Annotated in this window: 20 protein-coding genes; 11 read left to right on the top strand and 9 right to left on the bottom strand. The window is 72.4% G+C overall.

Going from position 1 to position 20638, the window contains the following annotated elements:
- Positions 1–18 precede the first annotated feature (18 nt).
- Both ROJ8625_RS11725 and glyA read right to left on the bottom strand, forming a co-directional pair.
- A complete protein-coding gene (locus ROJ8625_RS11725) occupies positions 19–429 on the bottom strand; it encodes a (R)-mandelonitrile lyase (RefSeq protein WP_085792079.1) in 411 nt (136 codons plus the stop codon).
- Positions 430–538: 109 nt separating this feature from the next.
- Entirely contained in the window at positions 539–1828 is a 1290-nt protein-coding gene (gene glyA, locus ROJ8625_RS11720) for a serine hydroxymethyltransferase (RefSeq protein WP_085792078.1), read from the bottom strand.
- 295 nt (positions 1829–2123) lie between these two features.
- On the opposite strand from glyA, the gene ROJ8625_RS11715 reads away from it, so the two are divergent.
- Genes ROJ8625_RS11715 through ROJ8625_RS11705 form a run of 3 tightly spaced genes read left to right on the top strand, consistent with a single transcriptional unit; the run spans position 2124 to position 4180 of the window.
- Positions 2124–2885, top strand: coding sequence for an NAD kinase (locus ROJ8625_RS11715; protein ID WP_085792077.1), 762 nt, complete (start codon positions 2124–2126; stop codon positions 2883–2885).
- A gap of 54 nt (positions 2886–2939) precedes the next feature.
- Positions 2940–3686 carry a DUF4396 domain-containing protein gene (locus tag ROJ8625_RS11710; protein WP_085792076.1) on the top strand — a complete coding sequence of 249 codons (747 nt, stop codon included), beginning with the start codon at positions 2940–2942 and terminating at the stop codon, positions 3684–3686.
- Positions 3683–4180, top strand: a complete 498-nt coding sequence (locus ROJ8625_RS11705; protein WP_085792075.1) for a DUF421 domain-containing protein — start codon at positions 3683–3685, stop codon at positions 4178–4180. The genes ROJ8625_RS11710 and ROJ8625_RS11705 overlap by 4 nt, the downstream gene beginning before the upstream one ends.
- A 39-nt stretch (positions 4181–4219) precedes the next feature.
- On the opposite strand, the gene ROJ8625_RS21205 is transcribed toward ROJ8625_RS11705, so the two are convergent.
- Together ROJ8625_RS21205 and ROJ8625_RS11695 are read right to left on the bottom strand one after the other, a co-directional pair.
- A complete protein-coding gene (locus ROJ8625_RS21205) occupies positions 4220–5419 on the bottom strand; it encodes a calcium-binding protein (protein WP_234984250.1) in 1200 nt (399 codons plus the stop codon).
- A gap of 192 nt (positions 5420–5611) precedes the next feature.
- A complete protein-coding gene (locus ROJ8625_RS11695; protein WP_085792074.1) occupies positions 5612–7504 on the bottom strand; it encodes a propionyl-CoA synthetase in 1893 nt (630 codons plus the stop codon).
- A gap of 270 nt (positions 7505–7774) precedes the next feature.
- Between ROJ8625_RS11695 and ROJ8625_RS11690 the strand changes: the two genes are divergently transcribed.
- Both ROJ8625_RS11690 and ROJ8625_RS11685 read left to right on the top strand, forming a co-directional pair.
- The gene (locus ROJ8625_RS11690; RefSeq protein ID WP_085792073.1) at positions 7775–8032 is read left to right on the top strand and encodes a hypothetical protein; all 258 of its coding nucleotides are present in this window, start codon (positions 7775–7777) and stop codon (positions 8030–8032) included.
- A gap of 430 nt (positions 8033–8462) precedes the next feature.
- Complete coding sequence (locus ROJ8625_RS11685) at positions 8463–9353, top strand: FkbM family methyltransferase (RefSeq protein WP_159456759.1); 891 nt, start codon at positions 8463–8465, stop codon at positions 9351–9353.
- 63 nt (positions 9354–9416) lie between these two features.
- Here the strand turns inward: ROJ8625_RS11685 and ROJ8625_RS11680 are convergent, their stop codons facing one another.
- From ROJ8625_RS11680 to ROJ8625_RS11670, 3 genes are all read right to left on the bottom strand, one after another.
- Entirely contained in the window at positions 9417–11696 is a 2280-nt protein-coding gene (locus ROJ8625_RS11680) for an NADP-dependent malic enzyme (protein ID WP_085792071.1), read from the bottom strand.
- 111 nt (positions 11697–11807) lie between these two features.
- Entirely contained in the window at positions 11808–12005 is a 198-nt protein-coding gene (locus ROJ8625_RS11675) for a DUF3072 domain-containing protein (protein ID WP_085792070.1), read from the bottom strand.
- Between the two features lie 155 nt (positions 12006–12160).
- Positions 12161–12409: a DUF3072 domain-containing protein gene (locus ROJ8625_RS11670; protein WP_085792069.1), complete on the bottom strand. Its 249-nt coding sequence runs from the start codon at positions 12407–12409 to the stop codon at positions 12161–12163.
- A gap of 201 nt (positions 12410–12610) precedes the next feature.
- On the opposite strand from ROJ8625_RS11670, the gene ROJ8625_RS11665 reads away from it, so the two are divergent.
- The 6 genes from ROJ8625_RS11665 (at position 12611) to ROJ8625_RS11640 (ending at position 18413) form a co-directional block, all read left to right on the top strand.
- On the top strand, positions 12611–13039 hold the full coding sequence (locus ROJ8625_RS11665) for a cytidine deaminase (RefSeq protein WP_085792068.1): 429 nt from the start codon (positions 12611–12613) through the stop codon (positions 13037–13039).
- Positions 13036–14349, top strand: a complete 1314-nt coding sequence (locus ROJ8625_RS11660) for a thymidine phosphorylase (protein ID WP_085792067.1) — start codon at positions 13036–13038, stop codon at positions 14347–14349. Before ROJ8625_RS11665 ends, ROJ8625_RS11660 begins: the two co-directional genes overlap by 4 nt.
- 172 nt (positions 14350–14521) lie before the next feature.
- Positions 14522–15736 (top strand): phosphopentomutase, encoded by a 1215-nt coding sequence (locus ROJ8625_RS11655; protein WP_085792066.1) that lies wholly within the window; start codon positions 14522–14524, stop codon positions 15734–15736.
- A complete protein-coding gene (locus tag ROJ8625_RS11650) occupies positions 15733–16749 on the top strand; it encodes an adenosine deaminase (protein WP_085792065.1) in 1017 nt (338 codons plus the stop codon). The genes ROJ8625_RS11655 and ROJ8625_RS11650 overlap by 4 nt, the downstream gene beginning before the upstream one ends.
- Entirely contained in the window at positions 16746–17378 is a 633-nt protein-coding gene (gene upp, locus ROJ8625_RS11645; RefSeq protein ID WP_085792064.1) for a uracil phosphoribosyltransferase, read from the top strand. The genes ROJ8625_RS11650 and upp overlap by 4 nt, the downstream gene beginning before the upstream one ends.
- Before the next feature lie 69 nt (positions 17379–17447).
- Positions 17448–18413, top strand: a complete 966-nt coding sequence (locus ROJ8625_RS11640; RefSeq protein ID WP_085792063.1) for a hypothetical protein — start codon at positions 17448–17450, stop codon at positions 18411–18413.
- Between the two features lie 165 nt (positions 18414–18578).
- On the opposite strand, the gene ROJ8625_RS11635 is transcribed toward ROJ8625_RS11640, so the two are convergent.
- Both ROJ8625_RS11635 and ROJ8625_RS21010 read right to left on the bottom strand, forming a co-directional pair.
- The gene (locus ROJ8625_RS11635) at positions 18579–19610 is read right to left on the bottom strand and encodes a serine/threonine-protein kinase (protein ID WP_085792062.1); all 1032 of its coding nucleotides are present in this window, start codon (positions 19608–19610) and stop codon (positions 18579–18581) included.
- A gap of 384 nt (positions 19611–19994) precedes the next feature.
- Positions 19995–20156, bottom strand: coding sequence for a hypothetical protein (locus ROJ8625_RS21010; protein WP_159456758.1), 162 nt, complete (start codon positions 20154–20156; stop codon positions 19995–19997).
- Positions 20157–20638 lie beyond the last annotated feature (482 nt).

Raw genomic sequence — 20638 nt, 5'->3', positions numbered from 1 at the left:
CGGAGCCCATCGGACCGCCTAGTCGTCGGTCGGGGGAGAGTTGTAGTCGGCGTCGGACACCGGCTCGAGCCAGTCGGCGGCGCGGCCGTCCTCGGCCTCCTGGATCGCCATGTGGCTCATCGCGGTGTCTGGGCCGGCGCCGTGCCAGTGCTTCTGGTTCGGCGGAAACCACACGCTGTCGCCGGGGCGCAGGCGGTGGACGGGGCCGCCCTCGGTCTGCGCGAGGCCCGCGCCCGAGAGCACGAACAGCGTCTGGCCGAGCGGGTGGGTGTGCCAGTTGGTGCGCGCGCCGGGCTCGAACGTGACGACGAGCGCGGCGTGGCGCGCAGGGTCGCGCGGGCGCGTGACCGGGTCGAAGCGCACCTGGCCGGTGAAGTAGTCGGAGTTCGCGGCTTCGGACGGGCGGGTGCCGGCACGGCTGATTTCCATGGGATCGGATCCTCTTGCTGATCGACGGGCAGGCGCGGGGACCGCGCCCGCCTGTGACCCGGCAACGCGCCCGGGGCGGCAAGAGGTCCGCCGCCGGGCGCGCGGGCCGTCAGAGGCCCGGGTAGATCGGGAAGCGGGCGAGCATCTCGCCCACCTCGCCGCGCACCTTCGTTTCGACCGCGGTGGTGTCGTCGGAGACCGCGAGCCCGTCCACGACCTCGACGATCCAGTCGGCGATCTGGCGGAACTCGTCCTCGGCGAAGCCGCGGGTGGTGCCGGCGGGCGTGCCGAGGCGGATGCCCGAGGTGACGGTCGGTTTCTCGGGGTCGAACGGCACGCCGTTCTTGTTGCAGGTGATGTGCGCGCGGCCGAGCGCGACCTCGGTGGCGTTGCCCTTCACGCCCTTGGGCCGCAGGTCCACGAGCACGAGGTGGGTGTCGGTGCCGCCGGTGACGCAGCCGAGCCCGCCGGCGATTAGCCGCTCGCCGAGCGCCTGCGCGTTGGCGATCACCTGGCCCTGGTAGGTCTTGAACTCGGGGCGCAGCGCCTCGCCGAAGGCGACGGCCTTGGCGGCGATGACGTGCATCAGGGGCCCGCCCTGGATGCCGGGGAAGATCGCGGAATTGATCTTCTTGGCGATGGCCTCGTCATCGGTGAGGATCATGCCGCCGCGGGGGCCGCGCAGGGTCTTGTGCGTGGTCGTGGTGGCGACATGGGCGTGCGGGAACGGCGAGGGGTAGTGCCCCGAGGCCACGAGGCCGGCGAAGTGCGCCATGTCGACCAGCAGGTAGGCGCCGACGTTGTCGGCGATCTCGCGCATCTTGGGGAAGTCGATGATGCGGGGGATGGCGGAGCCGCCGGCGATGATCATCTTCGGCTTGTGCTCGGCCGCGAGCGCCGCGACCTGGTCGTAGTCGAGCCGTTCGTCCTCCTGCCGGACGCCGTACTGCACGGCGTTGAACCACTTGCCCGACTGGTTCGGCTTGGCGCCGTGGGTCAGGTGGCCGCCGGCGTCGAGGCTCATGCCGAGAATCGTATCGCCGGGCTGCAGGAGCGCGGTGAACACGCCCTGGTTGGCCTGGCTGCCGGAGTTCGGCTGGACGTTGGCATAGCCGCAGCCGAAGAGCTCGGTCGCGCGCGCGATGGCGAGGTTCTCGGCGACATCGACCCACTGGCACCCGCCGTAGTAGCGCTTGCCCGGGTAGCCTTCGGCGTACTTGTTGGTCATCACGCCGCCCTGCGCCTCCATCACGGCGCGGGAGGCGATGTTCTCGGAGGCGATGAGCTCGATCTCGTCGCGCTGGCGACCGAGTTCGCCCTCCATCGCGGCGAAGAGCTCGGGGTCGCGCTCGGCCAGCGTGTCGGTGAAGAAGCCGGTGTCGCGGTGGGTGATGTTCATCTGTCTCTCCTGGTCTGGGCCGGGCGGCGTGGTGGTGCCCGGTCCGGTGGCGTCGGTTCGGCTGCCCGCGCGGGGCCGGCGGACGGCCCGGTGGCGCGTCCTGGCGCGCCGGCGGGGAGCGCGTGTTTCCGATCGGAAACTACGGCCTTCTTCGCCTGTATACACCCCCGGGGGCGACGGCTGGCAAGGGGAATGCGACGTGACGGCCGCGACGCGGGCGCGCATCGCTGGCCAGCCGGGAAAACATGTGCTTGTTTCGGCGCCAGACCGACCGGGACAGGAAACACGCGGCCTGATGAGCCTCCGCATCGCCTTTGCCGCGTCGAATGCGCCGCTCGCGCAGTCGGCGCACGCCGCGCTCACGCGTGCCTACGGCGATCATGCCGAGGCGGGCGCCGACGTGATCGTCGCGCTGGGCGGCGACGGCTTCATGCTGCACACGCTGCACCGCACGCAGGCGCTGCAGGCGCCGGTCTACGGGATGAACCGCGGCACCGTCGGGTTCCTGATGAACGCCTATTCCGAGCACGACCTGCCCGAGCGGCTGGCCGCCGCCGAGGAGGCGGTGCTGAACCCGCTGTCGATGCGCGCGGAGAGCGTGGACGGCGCGGTGCACGAGGCCCTGGCGATCAACGAGGTGTCGCTCTTGCGGCAGGGGCCGCAGGCGGCGCGCCTGCGGATCAGCGTCGACGGGCGGTTGCGGATGTCGGAGCTGGTCTGCGACGGCGCGCTGGTGGCCACCCCGGCGGGGTCGACCGCCTACAACTACTCGGCCCACGGGCCGATCCTGCCGATCGGGGCGGACGTGCTCGCGCTGACGGCGATGGCGGCGTTCCGGCCGCGGCGCTGGCGGGGCGCGCTGCTGCCGAAGGCGGCCGAGGTGCGGTTCGACGTGCTGGGCGGCGAGAAGCGGCCGGTCATGGCCGAGGCCGACTCGCGGTCGGTGCGCGACGTGGTGCAGGTGGACATCCGATCGGAGCCTGCGATCGCCCACCGGGTGCTGTTCGATCCCGGGCACGGGCTGGAGGAACGGTTGATCCGCGAACAGTTCGTCTGATCGCCGGGCCGGGCGCGCCGGAACCGTGACGCCGCGCCGCGGCGTTGGCTGGGCATGGACACGTTGACTTCCCTTCTCGATTCCCCGCTGGTCCTCGCCCTTTGGGTGCTGGCGATGGTCCCGTCGCTGATCTGGACCATCCGCGACCTTCGCACCCGCAACGCCCACCTGATGCCTCTGATGAAGGTCGTCTGGGCGCTGACCGTGCTCTATTCCGGGCCGATCGGCCTGATGGTCTACCGCTGGTCCGGGCGAAAGGAGATCCCGCGCGACACGCTGGCGCGGCGCGGGATGCGGTCCGTCGCGCATTGCTACTCGGGCTGCGGCATGGGCGAGATCATCGGCGTGACGCTGGCCGCGGGCATCCTGGCGCTCGGCACGTGGCCGGTGGCGGTCACGACCTTCACGCTCGCCTACGTCTTCGGGTTCGCGCTGACGGTCGGGCCGCTGGTGCAGGGCGGCACGCCGGTGGGGCAGGCGCTGAAGGACGCGGCGCTCGCCGAGACGCCGTCGATCACGGTGATGGAGGTCACGGCGATCGGCGTGTCGCTGATCCTGTCGGCCGAGGCGACGATGGGTGAGCCGCGATTCTGGTCGGCCTTGATCGTGTCGCTGAGCTGCGGCCTGTTCGTGGCATGGCCAGTGAACGTCTGGCTGATCTCGCGCGGGGTGAAGGAGGGCATGATGGATCCCAGGAACACAGATCACGGGGCGCACGGCGCCGGAAACGACCACACGGCCGGCGGTGACGGCGCGCGGAGCGACGGGCCGGACGCCCCGGGCCGGAGCGCAGGGACATGACGCTGGCCGTTCTGGGCGACGCGCTGCTGCGCGTCTTCATCCTGATGGCGGTGGTGATCGCGATGTCGCGGGTCTTCGGCCTGCGCTCGTTCTCCAAGCTGTCGGGTTTCGACTTCGCGGTGACGGTGGCGATGGGGTCGGTCGTGTCGAGCGGCCTGATGTCGACGGACCGGCCGATCTGGGTGCCGGTCGCGGCGCTGCTGGCGATCTTCATCTGGCAGATGGTGGTGGCGCCGATCCGGACGCATTGGCGGTTCGCCGAGAACACGATCGACAACGGCCCGCTGCTGGTGATGGAAAACGGCGAGATCCTCGACCGCAACCTCGAGAAGGCCGACATGACGCGCGCGGACCTGTGGGCGAAACTGCGCGACGAGAACGTCGGCGACATACGCCGCGTGCAGGCCGCGGTTGTCGAATCGACGGGGGTGTTCACCGTGCTGCACGGCCACGAGCGCGTGTCGCCGCAATTGCTCGACGGCGTGCGGCGGTAGGGGACGCGGAGCGGCGCAGGGCCGCTCCGCGCCATTGCCTCAGACGAAGGTGATGTCGGCGGCACCGAGATCGGCGGCCGTGAGCCCTTCGAACAGGATCTCGTGGTCGTCCACGCTCACCAGCGCGCCGTCGGCGGTGTCGGTGATCGAGACCGCGCCGACCGCGCCGTTCACGATCAGCGCGTCCTCCTCGAGATCGAAGTCGGTGACGGTGTCGGACTCGCCGGCATTGACGCGGAACACGAAGGTGTCGCTGTCGTCGCCGCCGGTCAGCACGTCGTCGTCCCGGCCGCCGTTCAGCGTGTCGTCGCCATCGCCGCCGGAGAGCGTGTCGTTGCGTCCGCCGCCGGCGACGAAATCGTCGCCGTCGCCGCCCGAGAGCAGGTCGTTGCCGAACCCGCCGCCGATCACGTCGTCGCCGTCGCCGCCGTCGATCGTGTCCATGCCGAAGCCGCCGCCGAGCGCATCGTCGCCCTCGCCGCCGTCGGACCGGTCGTTGCCGAAGCTGGCGCCGGAGATGTCGTCGCCGTCCTCGCCGTAGAGATCGTCGTCCCCGGCACCGCCGTTGACGATGTCGTTGCCGTCGCCGCCGAAGGCGATGTCGTCGCCGACGCCGGATCCGATGATGTCGTTGCCGTCGCCGCCGCGGATCAGGTCGTCGCCGAACCCGCCGCCGATGGCGTCGTTGCCGTCGCCGCCGTCGATCGTGTCGTCGCCGTCGCCGCCGCCGATGATGTCGTTGCCGTCGGTGCCGACGATGTCGTCCGTGCCGGGCGTGCCGTAGATCGCGCCGTCGAAGTCACGACCGGCGAAGGGGCCGTCGTCGTCATCGTCGTCGTCATCATCGTCGTCGTCGTCATCATCGTCGTCGTCGTCATCATCGTCGTCGTCATCATCGTCATCGTCATCGTCGTCGTCGTCGTCGCGATCATCTAGATCGTCGTCATCGTCATCGTCGTCGTCATCGTCGTCGTCGTCGTCGTCGTCACGATCATCTAGATCGTCGTCATCGTCATCGTCATCGTCATCGTCGATGTCGTCCCGATCGTCGTCATCATCGTCATCGTCGTCCCGGTCGTCGTCGATCTCTGCGCGATCGTCGTCGTCATCCTCGTCATCATCGTCGTCATCATCGAAGTCATCGTCGCGGTCGTCGTCGTCCGCGGCGCGGAACAGGGCCGCCTGCTGTGCCTGGCGGGTGTCGTCGTCGTCGAAGTCGGGAGTCAGATCGTCGGTCATCGTGCGCTCCATTCACGTGAGTCGGTGCCGCGGGGCCGCGGGCCGTGATCGTATTTTAGGCCGGGCGCGCCGCACGTCTCGCATCGCGAGTCCGCAGGTGGCGGAAAGCCGCGGGGCGCGTGCCGGCGCACGGCGGACGTGTGCCGCCGCGGCGCGCTCGCGCGAACGTTGCTTGCGGCCCGCCGTTCGAAGTCAGCCGCGGGGGTAGCCCATCGCCGACACGCCCTCGCGGATCTCGTCGAGAATGGCCGGGTCGTCGATCGTCGCCGGCGTCTTGAAGTCATCGCCGTCGGCGATCGCCGCCATCGTGCGGCGCAGGATCTTGCCCGAACGGGTCTTGGGCAGGCGGTCGACCACCTTGCAGAGCTTGAACGCGGCGACCGGGCCGATGCGGTCGCGCACGAGCTTCACGCATTCGCCCTCGATCTCCTCGGCGGGGCGGTTCACGCCCTTGGTCAGGCAGACGAAGCCCATCGGGAGCTGGCCCTTGAGCTCGTCCCGGACGCCGATCACGGCGCATTCGGCGACGTCGGGATGCGCGGCGAGCACCTCTTCCATGCCGCCGGTCGACAGCCGGTGGCCGGCGACGTTGATGACGTCGTCGGTGCGGGCCATGATCCAGAGGTAGCCGTCCTCGTCCTTCATCCCGGCATCGCCGGTCTCGTAGTAGCCGGGGAAGGTGGTGAGGTAGGATTTGCGAAAGCGGTCCCCTGCGTTCCACAGCGTGGGCAGCGTGCCCGGCGGCAGCGGCAGCCTGATCGCGATGGCGCCCAGTTCGCCGGCCGGTTTCTCGGTGCCGTCCTCGGCGAGGATGCGGATGTCGTAGCCCGGCATCGCCACCGTGGGCGAGCCGATCTTTACCGGCAGCGTCTCGATCCCGGCGGGCATGCCGGCGATGGTCCAGCCGGTCTCGGTCTGCCACCAATGGTCGTAGACGGGCTTGCCGGTCTTCTCGTGGGTCCATTCGATCGTGTCGGGATCGGCGCGTTCGCCGGCGAGGTAGATCGCGCGGAGCGCCGAGAGGTCGTACTTGGCGATGAACGCGCCGTCGGGATCCTCGCGCTTCACGGCGCGGAAGGCGGTGGGCGCGGTGAAGAAGCTGCGCACCTTGTGCTCGGAGATCACCCGCCAGAACGTGCCCGGGTCGGGGGTGCCGACGGGCTTGCCCTCGAACACGATGGTGGTGTTGCCGTGGATCAGCGGCGCGTAGCAGATGTAGCTGTGGCCGACGACCCAGCCGACATCGGACGCGGCCCAGAAGACCTCGCCCGGATCGACGCCGTAGATGTTCTTCATCGTCCAGTTGAGGGCGACGAGATGGCCGCCGGTTGGGCGCACGACGCCCTTGGGCGCCCCGGTCGTGCCGGAGGTGTAGAGGATGTAGGCGGGGTGATCGCCCTCGACCGGCACGCAGTCGGCGGGCTCCACCCCGTACTGGAAGCCGTGCCAGTTGACGTCGCGGCCCTGCGTGAGCTCGGCCACCTCCTGTTCGCGCTGGAAGATGACGCAGAAGTCGGGCTTGTGCGTCGCCTGGTCGATCGCGCCGTCGAGCAGCGGCTTGTAGTGCACGGTGCGGCCCGGTTCGATCCCGCAGCTCGCGGCGATGATCGCCTTGGGCTTGGCGTCGTCGATGCGCACGGCGAGCTCGCTCGCCGCGAAGCCGCCGAACACGACCGAGTGGATCGCGCCGAGACGGGCGCAGGCGAGCATCGCCTCGAGCGCCTCGGGGATCATCGGCATGTAGATGATGACGCGGTCGCCCTTCTCGACGCCCTTGGCGCGCAGCGCGCCGGCGAGCGTGGCGACCCGGTTGCGCAGCTCGACATAGGAGATCCAGCGCTTGGTGCCGGTGACCGGGCTGTCGTGGATGATCGCGGTCTGCTCGCCGCGGCCGGCCTCCACGTGGCGGTCCACCGCGTTCCAGCAGGTGTTGACGAGGCCGTCGGCAAACCACGCATGGAGCCCGTCGCCGGTTTCGGTCAGCGCCCGGGACGGCGCGCGGTCCCAGTCGATGGCGCGGGCCTGCTCCATCCAGAACGCTTCGGGATCGGCCTTCCAGGCGGAATACACCTCGGCATAGGTCATCGACTGTCCTCCTCCTCAAGAGCTCGTGAGCCGTGTTAGGGAAAGGAGTGTCGCAGGGGCAAGCCCGTTAGCGGAAGCAGTCGGGGCGCTGCGACAATAAGTTTGCAGAATCGCGGGGGTCCGCCCGGCAAACTTTTGCAAAGCAACGGATCTGCGAAGGCGTCGGGCAAACTCGGCCGAGCTTTGCAAAGCCGCGTGCGGTGTTCCGCTTCGCCCGCAATGCTAGACTCCGTGGCGAACGCCGACACCGAAGGCACGAGGGGAGAGATCATGCACGACCGACTGATCGCGGCGCTCGACGCGCTCGAGCAGGGCGACTGGACCGCGGCGCACGATATCGCGCAGGACGACCCGAGCCCGGAAGGCGCGTGGATGCACGCGCACCTGCACCGGATCGAGGGTGACGAGGGCAACGCCGCGTACTGGTATTCCCGCGCGGGACGCGAAAAGTTTCCCGGCACCGTCGAGGAGGAGGCCGCGGCTCTGCGCGAGACGGCCTCTCGCGCGCCCTCGGGCCCCGGCGGCTGACCGGGGCGGGGCGGCGCGATCCTGCGCGGGCGGCCGGGTCCGGGCGCCGGCGACTGGCCGCGTTTGACCGCCGAGTGTGGCGCCAGGGCTCGGGCCGGTCCCGCGCGGTGTCCCGTCTTGTCACCGACGTGGACTTTGCGTGACGCACCGGTCACTAAAGTCGGAAGGGTGCGCGGGCCACGGAGCCGCTGGGCGGCCGGGCGCGCGGACCTGTTCGATGAGTGCGGACACCGACGGGGATCTGTTCGAGCTGTGATGTGTGCATCGGCACGACCTGACGCAGACCCGATGCGCACCGTCGTTCTGGCGGCGGGCGCGCCGGTCGGCATCACCACACGGAGACCGGCGGGATCCGCACGGCGCGTTTCCGGGCGCGGCGTGACGGCGTGTTCGACGCTGTGCCGAAGCGGGCCCCGAAGAGGCGAACATCGTGCGTAAATCCGTCAGGCTCGTCCGTGCGCTGAAAGAGATCATTCCGGACCTCGCGCCGACATCGGTGGTCGATGTCGGTGCCAACCCGACCGAGACGCCACCCTACCGGGCGCTGATGCGCGCGGGTCAGGCGACGGTCTTCGGGTTCGAGCCGGACCCGCGGGCCTTTGCCGAGCTTCAGGCCTCGCGCGACGCGGCCGTCAGGTACGTGAACGCGGCGGTCGGGGACGGCGGCCGGCACACGCTTCATGTGTGCAAGGATTCCTACATGAGTTCGCTGTTGCGGCCGGACCCCCGCGCCATCGAGGTCTTCCCGCAGATGGGGCGGTCGCTGGAGGTGGTGGAGACCCGGGAGATCGACACCGCGGCGCTGGACGACATCGACGACATCGCGCGCATCGATCTGCTGAAGATCGACATCCAGGGCGGGGAGCTTCGCGCCTTCGAGAACGGGCGCAGGAAGCTCGGCTCCGCCGTGTGCGTCCAGACGGAGGTGAGCTTCTTTCCGATCTACGAAGATCAGCCGGGTTTCGGGGAGATCGACGCCATGCTGCGCGGGCTGGGCCTGTTGCCGCATTCCATGCCGGTCCTCTATCGCAACCCGGTCAGCCCGCTGTGGGCGCGGCGGCGCTTCGGCAAGCAGCTGTGCGACGGCGATATCGTCTACCTGCGCGACATCCGGCACCTCGACCGGATGGACGATCACCAGGTCGGGCAACTGGCGGTCATCGCCGCGGGGGTGCTCGAGGCCCACGACATCTGCGCGCGCGCGCTCGACGAGCTGTGCGCGCGCGGCGTGGTGTCCGGGGCGGCGCTGCAGCAGGTCTTTCGAGACTTTCCGGCGGAGAACGGGCGCTACGCCTTCCGCGCCGCGCCCGGGGTCGACTGACGGCCCCGCGCGACGGCGGCGGCGATCGCCGCCCCGACGGAGGGGGCGGCGCGGAGAGGCGGGTCAGCCGTAATGCGCGACCGGGGTGCCGGCGATGGCGGCCATGTTGAGAAGGCCGCGCGCGGTGATCGACGAGGTGACGATGTGGGCCTGGTTGCCCATGCCCATCAGGATCGGGCCGACCTCGAGGCCGCGCGCCTTCATCTTGAGGATGTTGCGCACGCCGGAGGCCGCGTCGGCATTGCCGAAGATCAGCACGTTGGCGGTGCCGTGCATGCGGTTGCCGGGCAGGAGCCGTTCGCGCAGGTCGGCGTCGAGCGCGGCCTCCACGTTCATCTCGCCCTCGTAGCAGAAGTCGCGCGGCGCGGAATCGAGGATGGCGAGCGCGGCGCGCAGGCGCGCGGCGCTTTCGCTCGACTGGTTGCCGAACTGCGACTGCGAACACAGCGCGATGTTCGGCACGAGGCCGAAGCGCCGCACGTGGCGGGCTGCGCCGATCGCCGTCTCGGCGATCTGCTCGGGCGTGGGCGCGATGTGCACATGGGTGTCGGCGATGAAGAGCGGGCCGTCCTCGAGGATCATCATCGACAGGGCGCCGTGCGGGTGCAGCGCGGCGGTGCCGAGCACCTGCGTGACGTAGTTGAGGTGCCACTTGTATTCGCCGAAGGTGCCGCAGATCAGGCTGTCGGCCTCCTCGCGGTGGACCATGACGGCGCCGATCGCGGTGGTGTTGGTGCGCATGATCGCGCGGGCGAGATCGGGCGGCACGCCACGGCGGGCCATGATCTCGTGGTAGCTCTGCCAGTAGTCGCGGTAGCGCGGGTCGTTCTCGGGGTTCACGATGTTGAAGTCGCGCTCGGGGCGGATCTCGAGGCCCATGCGCTCGCAGCGCATGTTGATGACCTCTGGGCGGCCGATCAGGATCGGCTGCTCGGTCGTCTCCTCGAGGATCGCCTGCGCGGCGCGCAGGACGCGCTCGTCCTCGCCCTCGGCGAAGACGATGCGGCGCGAGGCGGTCGCGGCGGCCTCGAAGACCGGGCGCATCAGCAGCGCGGACTTGTAGACGTTGGCGTTGAGACGGTCGCGGTAGGTGTCGAGATCCTCGATCGGGCGGACCGCGACTCCCGACTCCATCGCCGCGCGCGCCACCGCGACCGACACGGTGGCCGAGAGCCGGGGGTCGAAGGGCTTGGGGATCAGGTAGTCGGGGCCGAAGGTCAGCTGTTCGCCGCGATAGGCCGCGGCGGCCTCGGCCGACGTGGTGGCGCGGGCGAGCGCGGCGATCCCCTCGACGCAGGCGATCTGCATCTCGTCGTTGATCTCGGTCGCGCCGACATCGAGCGCGCCGCGGAAGATGAAGGGAAAGCACAGGACGTTGTTGACCTGGTTGGGGTAGTCCGACCGGCCGGTGGCGATGATCGCGTCGGGCGACACCGCGCGGGCGGCGTCGGGCATGATCTCGGGATTGGGGTTGGCCAGCGCGAAGATGATCGGGCGCTCGGCCATCCGGGCCACGTGGTCGGGCTTGAGCACGTTGGGGCCCGACAGGCCGAGAAAGAGGTCCGCGCCCTCGATCACGTCCGAGAGGGACCTCGGTCCGCCCGGCTGGGCGTACTCGGCCTTTTGCGGGGTCATGTCCTCCGTCCGGCCCTCGTGGACGAGGCCGGCGAGGTCGCACAGCCACACGTTCTCGCGCCGGACGCCGAGCTTGAGCAGCATGTTGAGGCAGGCGATGCCGGCCGCGCCGCCGCCGGTCGAGACGATCTTGATGTCCTCGAACGACTTGCCCGCGACGCGCAGCGCGTTGGTCGCCGCCGCGCCGACGACGATGGCGGTGCCGTGCTGGTCGTCGTGGAAGACGGGGATGTTCATGCGCTCGCGGCAGATCTTCTCGACCACGAAGCAGTCGGGCGCCTTGATGTCCTCGAGGTTGATCGCGCCGAAGGTCGGCTCGAGCGCGCAGACGATGTCGGCCAGCTTCTCGGGGTCGGGCTCGTTGAGCTCGATGTCGAAGCAGTCGATGCCGGAGAACTTCTTGAAGAGGACGGCCTTGCCTTCCATCACCGGCTTGGACGCCAGCGCGCCGATGTTGCCGAGGCCGAGCACGGCGCTGCCGTTCGTGACGACGGCGACGAGGTTGCCGCGGGCGGTGTAGTCGCGCGCGGTGTCGGGGTCCGCCTTGATCTCCAGGCACGCCTCGGCGACGCCGGGGGAATAGGCGCGGGCGAGGTCGCGCCCGTTGGCCATCGGCTTGGTGGCGCGGATCTCGAGCTTTCCGGGCTTGGGATCACGGTGATAGTCGAGCGCCTGCTGGCGCAGCGTCTCGGTCGTCTGGTCCGACACGGGTGTAGCCCTCGCTGGTTTTTCCCGAGGGCTAGCCGATTTGGCGACGCCGGGGAAGGCGTTGCGACCGCGGCGCGGGATTCCGCCTGGCGCGGCGCGGTCGCGCGGGCGTCAGCCGGCCAGTTCGCGCAGGTGGGCGATGCGGCGCGCGGCCTCGCGCTGGGTCAGCTCGAGCGACATCTCGGTTCCGGTGGCGTCGGCGAGGCGGCGCAGTTCGGCCGCCTGCACGTCGCTCATGGGATCGCGCGGGTCGGCGGGCAGGTCGTGCGCCGGGTCGAGGTCGGCATCTGTCGTCGGGGTGTCGGTCATCGTCGGGCTCCTGTCTTTGCCCGGCGAACGCCGGGCCGCGCGGAGTGTTCCGCCGCGTGCGGGGCCCCGGGCGGCGGACGGCCGGGGCCGCGCGGCAAGGCCACGCGGCCGCGGGCACGGGGCGCGAACCGCGGACCGCAGGACGTGATGGCGGCTCAGCCCCGGCCGGTCTGCGCCTGCAGCGCGTCGATGCGCTTCGATGCCTCGGCCTTGGTCAGCTCGGGGTCGAAGCGCTCCTCGGCTTCCTGGCACAGCGTCTTGAGATACGACGCCTGCGCGCCGGTCATCGGCTCGTCGCCGGTGGTCCAGTCGGAGACCGGCTTGTCGGCGTTGCCCGGGGCGTCCTGCTTGGGCGTGTCGGTCACCTGTTCGGCGGGCGGGTCGGACCGCGATGCGTCGGTCATGGCTCTCTCCGTGTTCGCGTATTGTTCCGGTCCGAACGCGGGCCGGGCGTGGTCGGTTCCCGCGCGTTCGGGAGTGTCCGGGGCGCTTGCGCTCGGCTGCGCGCTCTGTGCACGATGAGGGTCCGGCGCGGCCGGCCGGGCGGCGACGCGCCCCGGCGCGGTCGGGGCCGGGACGCGGGGACGGCGAGACGGAGGCACGGCATGGGCGACGAGCGGGGCGGAGCGGCCGGGACGGATCCCGAGCTGGGCACGGCGGCGCGCGCGGTGCGCGAGCGGGCCTACGCGCCCTATTCGCGCTTCAAGGTGGGTGCGGCGCTGCGCACGGCCGGCGGCGTGGTGCATGTCGGCTGCAACGTCGAGAACGTCGCCTATCCCGAGGGCACCTGCGCCGAGGCGGGCGCGATCGCGGCGATGGTCGCCGCCGGCGAGACCGAGATCGCCGCGCTGCACGTCGTCGCCAACGCGCCGGAGCCGGTGCCGCCCTGCGGCGGCTGCCGCCAGAAGATCGCGGAATTCGCCGGCCCCGACGTGACGGTGACGCTGGCCACGCTCGCCGGCGCCGAGCGGGTGATGAGCGTGTCGGAGCTTCTGCCCGGGGCGTTCGGACGCGGACACATGGAGGGCGCGTGAGCCCGGCGCGCGACATCCTCGCCGCCCTGCGCCACGGCGCGCCGCCGGCGCCCGAGGCGCTGGACGATTTCGCGCGCGGGCTCGCCGACGGCGCGGTGTCGGACGCGCAGGCCGGCGCCTTCGCGATGGGCGCCTGCCTGACCGGGCTCGGCCCCGAGGGACGGCGCGCGCTGACGCTGGCGATGCGCGACTCGGGCCGCCGGCTGACCTGGGATCTCGATGCGCCGGTGCTCGACAAGCATTCGACCGGCGGGGTGGGCGACTGCACGAGCCTGGTGCTCGCCCCCGCGCTCGCCGCCTGCGGCGTCTACGTTCCGATGATCTCGGGTCGGGGCCTCGGGCATACCGGCGGCACGCTCGACAAGCTCGAGGCGATCCCGGGGGTGGCCACCACGCTCGACGAGGCGCGGCTGCGCAGCGTGGTGTCGGCCGCGGGCTGTGCCATCGCCGGCGCCACCGCCGACCTCGCCCCGGCCGACCGGCGGCTCTACGCGGTGCGCGACGTGACCGGCACGGTCGACAGCGTCGATCTGATCACCGCCTCGATCCTGTCGAAGAAGCTCGCCGCCGGGCTCGACGGGCTGGTGCTCGACGTCAAGGTCGGGTCGGGCGCGTTCATGGCGACCGAGGCGGCCGCGCGCGACCTGGCCGCGGCGCTCGTCGAGACCGCGGCGGCCGCGGGGTGCCGGACCACCGCGCTTCTGTCGGCGATGGACGAGCCGCTGGCGCCGGCGGTGGGCAACGCCGTCGAGGTCGCGGCGGCGATGCAGGTGCTGACGGGCGCGGCCGGGGGCCCCCTGCGCGCGCTGTCCGAGGCGCTGGGCGGCGCGCTTCTCGCCTCGGCCGGGCTGGCGCCGGACGCCGATGCCGGCGCGGCCGACATCGCGCGCGCAATCGACACCGGCGGGGCGGCCGAGCGGTTCGGCCGGATGATCTACGCCATGGGCGGGCCCAAGGGCTTCGTCGAGGACTGGGGCCGGTTCCTGCCGGAGGCGACGGTGATCCGCGAGGTGCCGGCGCGCGCCACCGGCACCGTCACCGCGATCGACGGCGCCGCGCTCGGCCGCGCGGTGGTCGCGCTCGGCGGCGGCCGGCGGGTCGAGAGCGACGGCGTCGACCCGGCCGTCGGGCTGACCGACATGGTGCGGATCGGCACGCAGGTGAGCGCGGGCCAGTCGCTCGCGCGTGTCCATGCCGGCCGCGAGGGACAGGCGGAGGCGGCGCTCGCCGCGGTCCGCGCCGCGATCACGCTCGACGCGGGCGGCGCGGCGGCGGCGCCGGCGCCCCTGGTCCGGGGCCGGGTCGGATGAGCGGCGGCGCGCCGGAGGGGGCTCTGCCCCCGTCGCCTGCGGCGACTCCCCCGGGGTTTCCGGGCAAGATGAAGGATCGGCCGAGCGCGCCGGGCGGGCGGCGCGGCGGCGGAGCGGGAGCGGGGCGCGGCGGCCGGAGCGCGCCCGCGACGGCCCCCGGGGCGGGGGCGCGATGAGCCGGGCGTTCCTCGTGGTGATGGATTCGGTCGGGATCGGCGGCGCGCCGGACGCGGACGCCTATTTCAACGGCGACGTGCCCGATACCGGCGCGAACACGGTGGGCCATATCGCGCGCGCCTGCGCCGCCGGGGAGGCGGATGCCGGGCGGTCGGGGCCGCTGTCGGTGCCGGTTCTCGACCGGCTGGGCCTCGGCGCGGCGCTGCGCCTCGCCTCGGGACTGGAGGCGCCCGGGCTCGGGGCGGCGCCCGAGGGGGTCTGGGGCGCGGCGACCGAGCGGTCGCGCGGCAAGGACACGCCGTCGGGGCACTGGGAGCTCGCCGGGGTGCCGGTGCCGTGGGACTGGCACCATTTCCCGGTGGCCGAACCGGCCTTTCCCGAGGCGGTGCGCCGGCGGGTCATGGAGCTGGCCGGCAGCGACGGGATCCTGGGCGACTGCCACGGGTCGGGGACGGTGATGCTCGAGCGGTTCGGCGCGGCGCATGTCGAGACCGGGCGGCCGATCTGCTACACCTCGGCCGACAGCGTGTTCCAGATCGCGGCGCACGAGGATCCGGACGTGTTCGGCCTCGAGCGGCTTCTGGCGCTCTGCGCGGGGATCGCGCCGATGCTGCACGAGATGCGGGTGGGCCGGGTGATCGCGCGGCCCTTCGTGGGCGAGCCGGGCGGCTTTCGCCGCACCGGCCACCGGCGCGACTACGCCATCCGGCCGCCGGAGCCGGTGCTGACCAACTGGGCGCAGGACGCCGGGCGGGCGGTGACCGCGGTGGGCAAGATCGGCGACATCTTCTCGATGGAAGGGATCGACCGGGTGCTGAAGGGCAGCGACGCCGAGTTGATGGAGCACCTGGGCGGGCAGGTGGCCGAGGCGCCGGAAGGCGCGCTGGTCTTCGCCAACTTCGTCGAGTTCGACAGCCTCTGGGGCCACCGGCGGGACGTGGCGGGCTATGCCCGGGCGCTGGAGTGGTTCGACGGCGAGATCGGCCGGCTGCTGCCGCGGCTGCGGGACGGCGACCTCTTGTGCCTGACGGCCGATCACGGCAATGACCCGACATGGTGCGGCACCGACCACACGCGCGAGCGCGTGCCGGTGCTGATCGCCGGGCGGGGCACGGGATCGGCGGGGCAGGTGGCCTTCGCCGACGTGGCGGCCTCGGTGGCGGCGCACCTCGGGATCGATGCGCACGGGCCGGGAAAGAGCTTTCTGTGAGAGACGACGAGACGCTGGAGGAGATCGCGCGGCTGCCCAAGGTGGAGTTGCACCTGCATCTCGAGGGCGCGGCGCCGCCCGCCTTCGTCCGCGGGCTGGCGGCGGAGAAGCGGGTCGATCTCGGGCGGATCTTCCGCGCCGACGGCGGCTATGCCTTCGAGGGGTTCGGGCCGTTCCTGTCGGTCTACGAGGCGGCCACCTCGGTCATCGACGGGCCGGAGGACTACGCGCGGCTGGTGCGCGCGGTGCTCGAGACGGCGGCGGCGGCCGACGTGGTCTATTGCGAGACCTTCGTGTCGCCGGATTTCTGCGGCGGCGGCGACGTGGCCGCGTGGCGCGAGCACGTGGCGGCGATGCGCGAGGCCGCGGATGCGGCCGAGCGCGACCTCGGCGTGACGATGCGCGGGGTCGTCACCTGCGTGCGCCATTTCGGCCCCGACCGCGCGCGCCGCGCGGCGCGCTGCGCGGCCGAGACGGCGGGCGACTGGATCACCGGCTTCGGCATGGGCGGCGACGAGGCGGCGGGCGAACAGAAGGATTTCGCCTGGGCCTTCGACTGCGCGCGCGAGGCGGGGCTGGGGCTGACCACCCATGCCGGCGAATGGCGCGGCCCCGACGAGGTGCGCGCGGCGCTCGATCACCTGCGGGTATCGCGGATCGGCCACGGCGTGCGCGCGGCGGAGGATCCCGCGCTCCTGGAGCGGCTGGCCGAAGACGGCGTGGTGCTGGAGGTCTGCCCGGGCTCGAACGTGGCGCTCGGCGTGGCGCCGCGCCTCGACGCGCATCCGATCGCCACGCTGCGCGACGCGGGCGTGAAGGTGACGGTCTCGACCGACGATCCGCCCTTCTTCCATACCGACATGCGCGCGGAGTATATCGGGCTCGCGCGGGCCTTCGGCTGGGACGCCGGGGATTTCGACGCGCTGGCGCGCACCGCGCTCGACGCGGCGTTCTGCGATGCCGACACGCGGGCGCGCGTCGCCCGCCGCCTGACAGGAGACGAAAGAGCATGACCGAGCACCTCACGGTCGTCGATCACCCGCTGATCCAGCACAAGCTGACGATCATGCGCAAGAAGGACACCTCCACGAAGTCCTTCCGCCAGCTCCTTCGGGAGATCAGCCAGCTCCTGGCCTACGAGGTCACGCGCGAGCTGCCGATGACGACCGAGCGCATCGAGACGCCGATGGAGCCGATGGACGCGCCGGTGCTCGCCGGCAAGAAGCTGGCGCTGATCTCGATCCTGCGGGCGGGCAACGGGCTTCTCGACGGGGTGCTGGAGCTGGTGCCGGCGGCGCGGGTGGGGTTCATCGGGCTCTATCGCGACGAGGTGACGCTGCAGCCGGTGCAATACTACTTCAAGGTGCCCGACGGGCTCGAGGACCGGCTGGTGATCGCGGTCGACCCGATGCTCGCGACCGGCAATTCCTCGGCCGCGGCGATCGACCTGCTGAAGCGGGCGGGCGCCACCAACATCCGGTTCCTGTGCCTTCTGGCGGCGCCCGAGGGCGTGGCGAAGATGAAGGCGGCGCATCCCGACGTGCCGATCGTGACCGCCGCGCTCGATGCCCGGCTGAACGAGAAGGGCTTCATCGTGCCCGGGCTCGGGGACGCGGGCGACCGCATGTTCGGCACTAAATAGGCCCTCTTGGCGCTTTACAGACGCTAGGACTTGCGGCAGGCTGCCGGGCAGCATCTGTGGGGGATGGTCATGGCGAACGAACGGGCCGCGCGTCTGCGCGGTGTGACCCTGGGGCTGGCGGTCGGTCTCGGCCTCGCGCTCGCAACCGGCGCGGCGGCACAGCAGGACGCGCGCGACGTGCCGGCGGAGTTTCCGCCCGACAGCTACGACGGCCGGCAATACGTGGACAGCCGCGGCTGCGCCTACATCCGGGCCGGGATCGACGGCGCGGTGACATGGGTGCCGCGGGTGACGCGCACGCGCGAGCATATCTGCGGGTTGCGCCCGACCCTCGGCGGCACGCGGACGGCCGCGACCGACGCCCCGGCCGAGAGCGCCGGACCCGCGCCGCGCGCCGCACCTGCATCGACCCCGCGCCCGGCACCGGCGGCCGCCCCGGCCCGCGCGCCGCGATCGGCGCCGCCCGCGCCCGTCGCCGCGACCCCCGAGGAGACCGCGGCGCGCGCCGCGCCGGCGCCGGAGCGGCGCGTGCGCACGGCGCCGCCGCTCGTTCGCCCGGTGCCCGCGGCCGATCGGTCGGCGCCGCCGCCGGTGCCGCAGGCGCGGCCCCTGGTGGTGTCGGTTTCAGAGGGGGGCTGCGACGGCCGCGCGGCCGCCGCGGCGGGCTACCGCGTGCGCTGCGTCGAGACCGATGGCGGGCGCGGCGTGGGCGCGGGGACCGGAGTGCGCGCCGTGGGCGCGACGACCGGTGTGCGCGCCGTGGGCGCGACGCGCGGCCCGATCCGGGGGGCCGCCGTGCGCGATCTGCCGCCCGAGACGCGGATCCTGCCGCTGCACGTGGCGCGGGCCCGCGACGCGACCGTGCCGACGGTGCCGCCGGGCTATCGCCCTGCCTGGGACGACGGGCGTCTGAACCCGCACCGGGCGAACCAGTCGCTCGGGGGCTTCTACGCCACGCAGCGGGTCTGGACCAACACGGTGCCGCGCCGCGCCGGCGGCGGCGAGATCCGCGACCCGGTGGTCTACCTGCGCTGAGACCGCCGGGCGCGCCCGGACGGGGCGCCGGCTGTGTCGAGGCGCGCGGGATCGTGCCGGCCTGCGCCGGGTGACGCGGGCCGGGTCCCGGGTCGTGGTTCGACCGGGCCTCGGCGGGCGCGTCCGTTCACTGTCGCGTGCGATGTCGCGGACGCACCGCGCGGGTCAGGCGCCGCAGATCCCCTGCAGCCGGAGCCAGTCGGCGTCGCTCAGCACCTGTCGGCTGCCACTCTCGGCCCGGGGGTCGGCCTCGATCAGGGGCAGCGTCGTCTCGCCGGTCACGTCGCGCCAGTAGGCGTAGGGCGTGGCCCGCAGCTCGGCCGTCTCGAACGCGGCCAGGAGCGTCGCCGGATCGACCGGCGCGGCGCGGCGCTCGGTCAGCAGATGCTCGGCATAGGCGTCGAGCGCGCGGTCGGGCAGCGCGCCGGTGGTCAGCAGGCTGAGGCTCGCGAAGAGCCCGGCATGATCGAGAAGCTCGGCCAGCGGATCGCCCTCGGCGGCGCGGATCGCCTCGGCGAGGATGTAGCCCGCGGGCACGTCGGGATCCTCGGGATCCTCGATCAGCGCGCGGTTCAGCAGGATCCGGCCCCCGGGAAGGTGCGCTGTGTCGTCGACGCCCTCGGGCAGCACAACGAGCGCGGTGGCCCGCCGCTCGCCCAGGATCCGCGCCGCGAGCCGGCGCAGCGGCGGCAATGCCTCGGGCGACGCGCAGGGTTGGCCCGAGACCCGGGTGATGCGGTCGAGGAGCGCGCCGCCGATCTCGGCGCGCTTGACCTCGGGCACCACGGCCGTGGCATACCCGACCACCGCGCCCGGCAGCCAGAACACCGCCGCGGCCACCACCGCCGCCGCGAGCCCGCCCGACAGCCACACGCGCAGCTTGCCCGGCTGCGGCCGGCTGCGGTCGACGGCGCGCTGGATGCGCTCCAGCGCGGCGATCATCTCGGCCTCGGAGGCGGCGAGTTCCAGCGTTTCCGCCGGATCGCCGTCGGGATGGTAGGTGATGGTTTCGGCCAGCCGGCTGCCGGCGCGGGTGACCGCCGCCAGCGACCAGTGCGCCAGCACCCGGTCGTTGAAGTCCTTGATCGTGAGGGTCGCCTCGCCGAGCGCGACCACGACCTCGCGCCGTTGCGCACCGGTCTCCGGGCGCCAGAGGCCCGTGGCCTCGAGCCGCTGGTATTCGTGTAGCGCTGTCATCCTCGGGGCTGCTCTGCCTCTGGTCGGCAGATGCTAGCACGGCGATGTGAGAGTGTCGATCAGGGCGAGACGGTCAGGATCGCCGCGGGTGTGCGGGATGGGCGAGGGGCGCTGCCCCTCGCGCTCCCCGGAGTATTTCGGCCAAGAAGAAGGCCGGGAGATTGGGGTCGTGGGAGCGGGTGCGATGGTCCTCGGGGCGTTGGGCGAGCGAGGAGAGTGGGGGATCGCCGGTGATCGTGGTGCTGCGGCACAGCATCCGCGGCGCGGGTCGTGTCGGTGGGGGCCGGCGAGGGGCGCTGCCCCTCGCGCTGCCCGGAGTATGTCGCGCCAAGAAGAAGAGATGGGGGGCGGGGGCCGTGTGCCGCGGCGGGGCGCGCCGGGGCGTCAGGCGAGGAGGTCCTCGTAGAGCCAGGCGAAGCGCCGGTGTTCGGAGAGATCGCCGCGCGTCGTTGTGCGGCCGCGCAGATCCTCGGCCGTGCCGGGCTGGCGCGGGGCGTCGGGGCGCGTCTCTTCGGGCTGAAGCGTGGTCGGTGTCCGTGTCGTCATGGCGAAGCCTCCAGGTCACGTGGCGGGCGGACCGGCGGGCGGTGCCGGCCGGTGCAGAGGGACCTAGGCCCGCGCGGTGGTGCGGGAAGCGGTGGCGGGCGAGGCGGAGTGTCGCGGGCGCACGTCGTCGCCGGGCGGTCCCGCGTGCCCCGCCGGCCGGCGCGACGCCGCGGCCGCCGCGGCGCATCGTGGGCCGTGTCCCGTGATCGGTGGGGCCGGGCCGCCGTGACATGTCCGGGATGGGCAGACACGACACGGCGGGCGGGATGGCCGCGCAGGACACAGGCGCCGGGCAGGGCCGCGGGCGTGGGGCGATCGGCAGGGGCGCAGGTGTCCGGGCGCCGGTGTCGCGGCGCCGGGTCGAGGGGCTGGTGTCGCGGCGCGTTGCATGGGCGCGGGGATCGTGGCGCGGGGATCGTGGCGCGGGGCCCGGGGGAAGGGGGCAGGTCTCGGGGCGCCAGGCCGGGCGCGCGGATCGCGGC

It is taken from the genome of Roseivivax jejudonensis (genome assembly GCF_900172265.1).
Lineage (GTDB): Bacteria > Pseudomonadota > Alphaproteobacteria > Rhodobacterales > Rhodobacteraceae > Roseivivax > Roseivivax jejudonensis.
The sequence above is the reverse complement of the archived record's forward strand: the minus strand, read 5'-3'. Positions and strand labels throughout refer to the sequence as shown.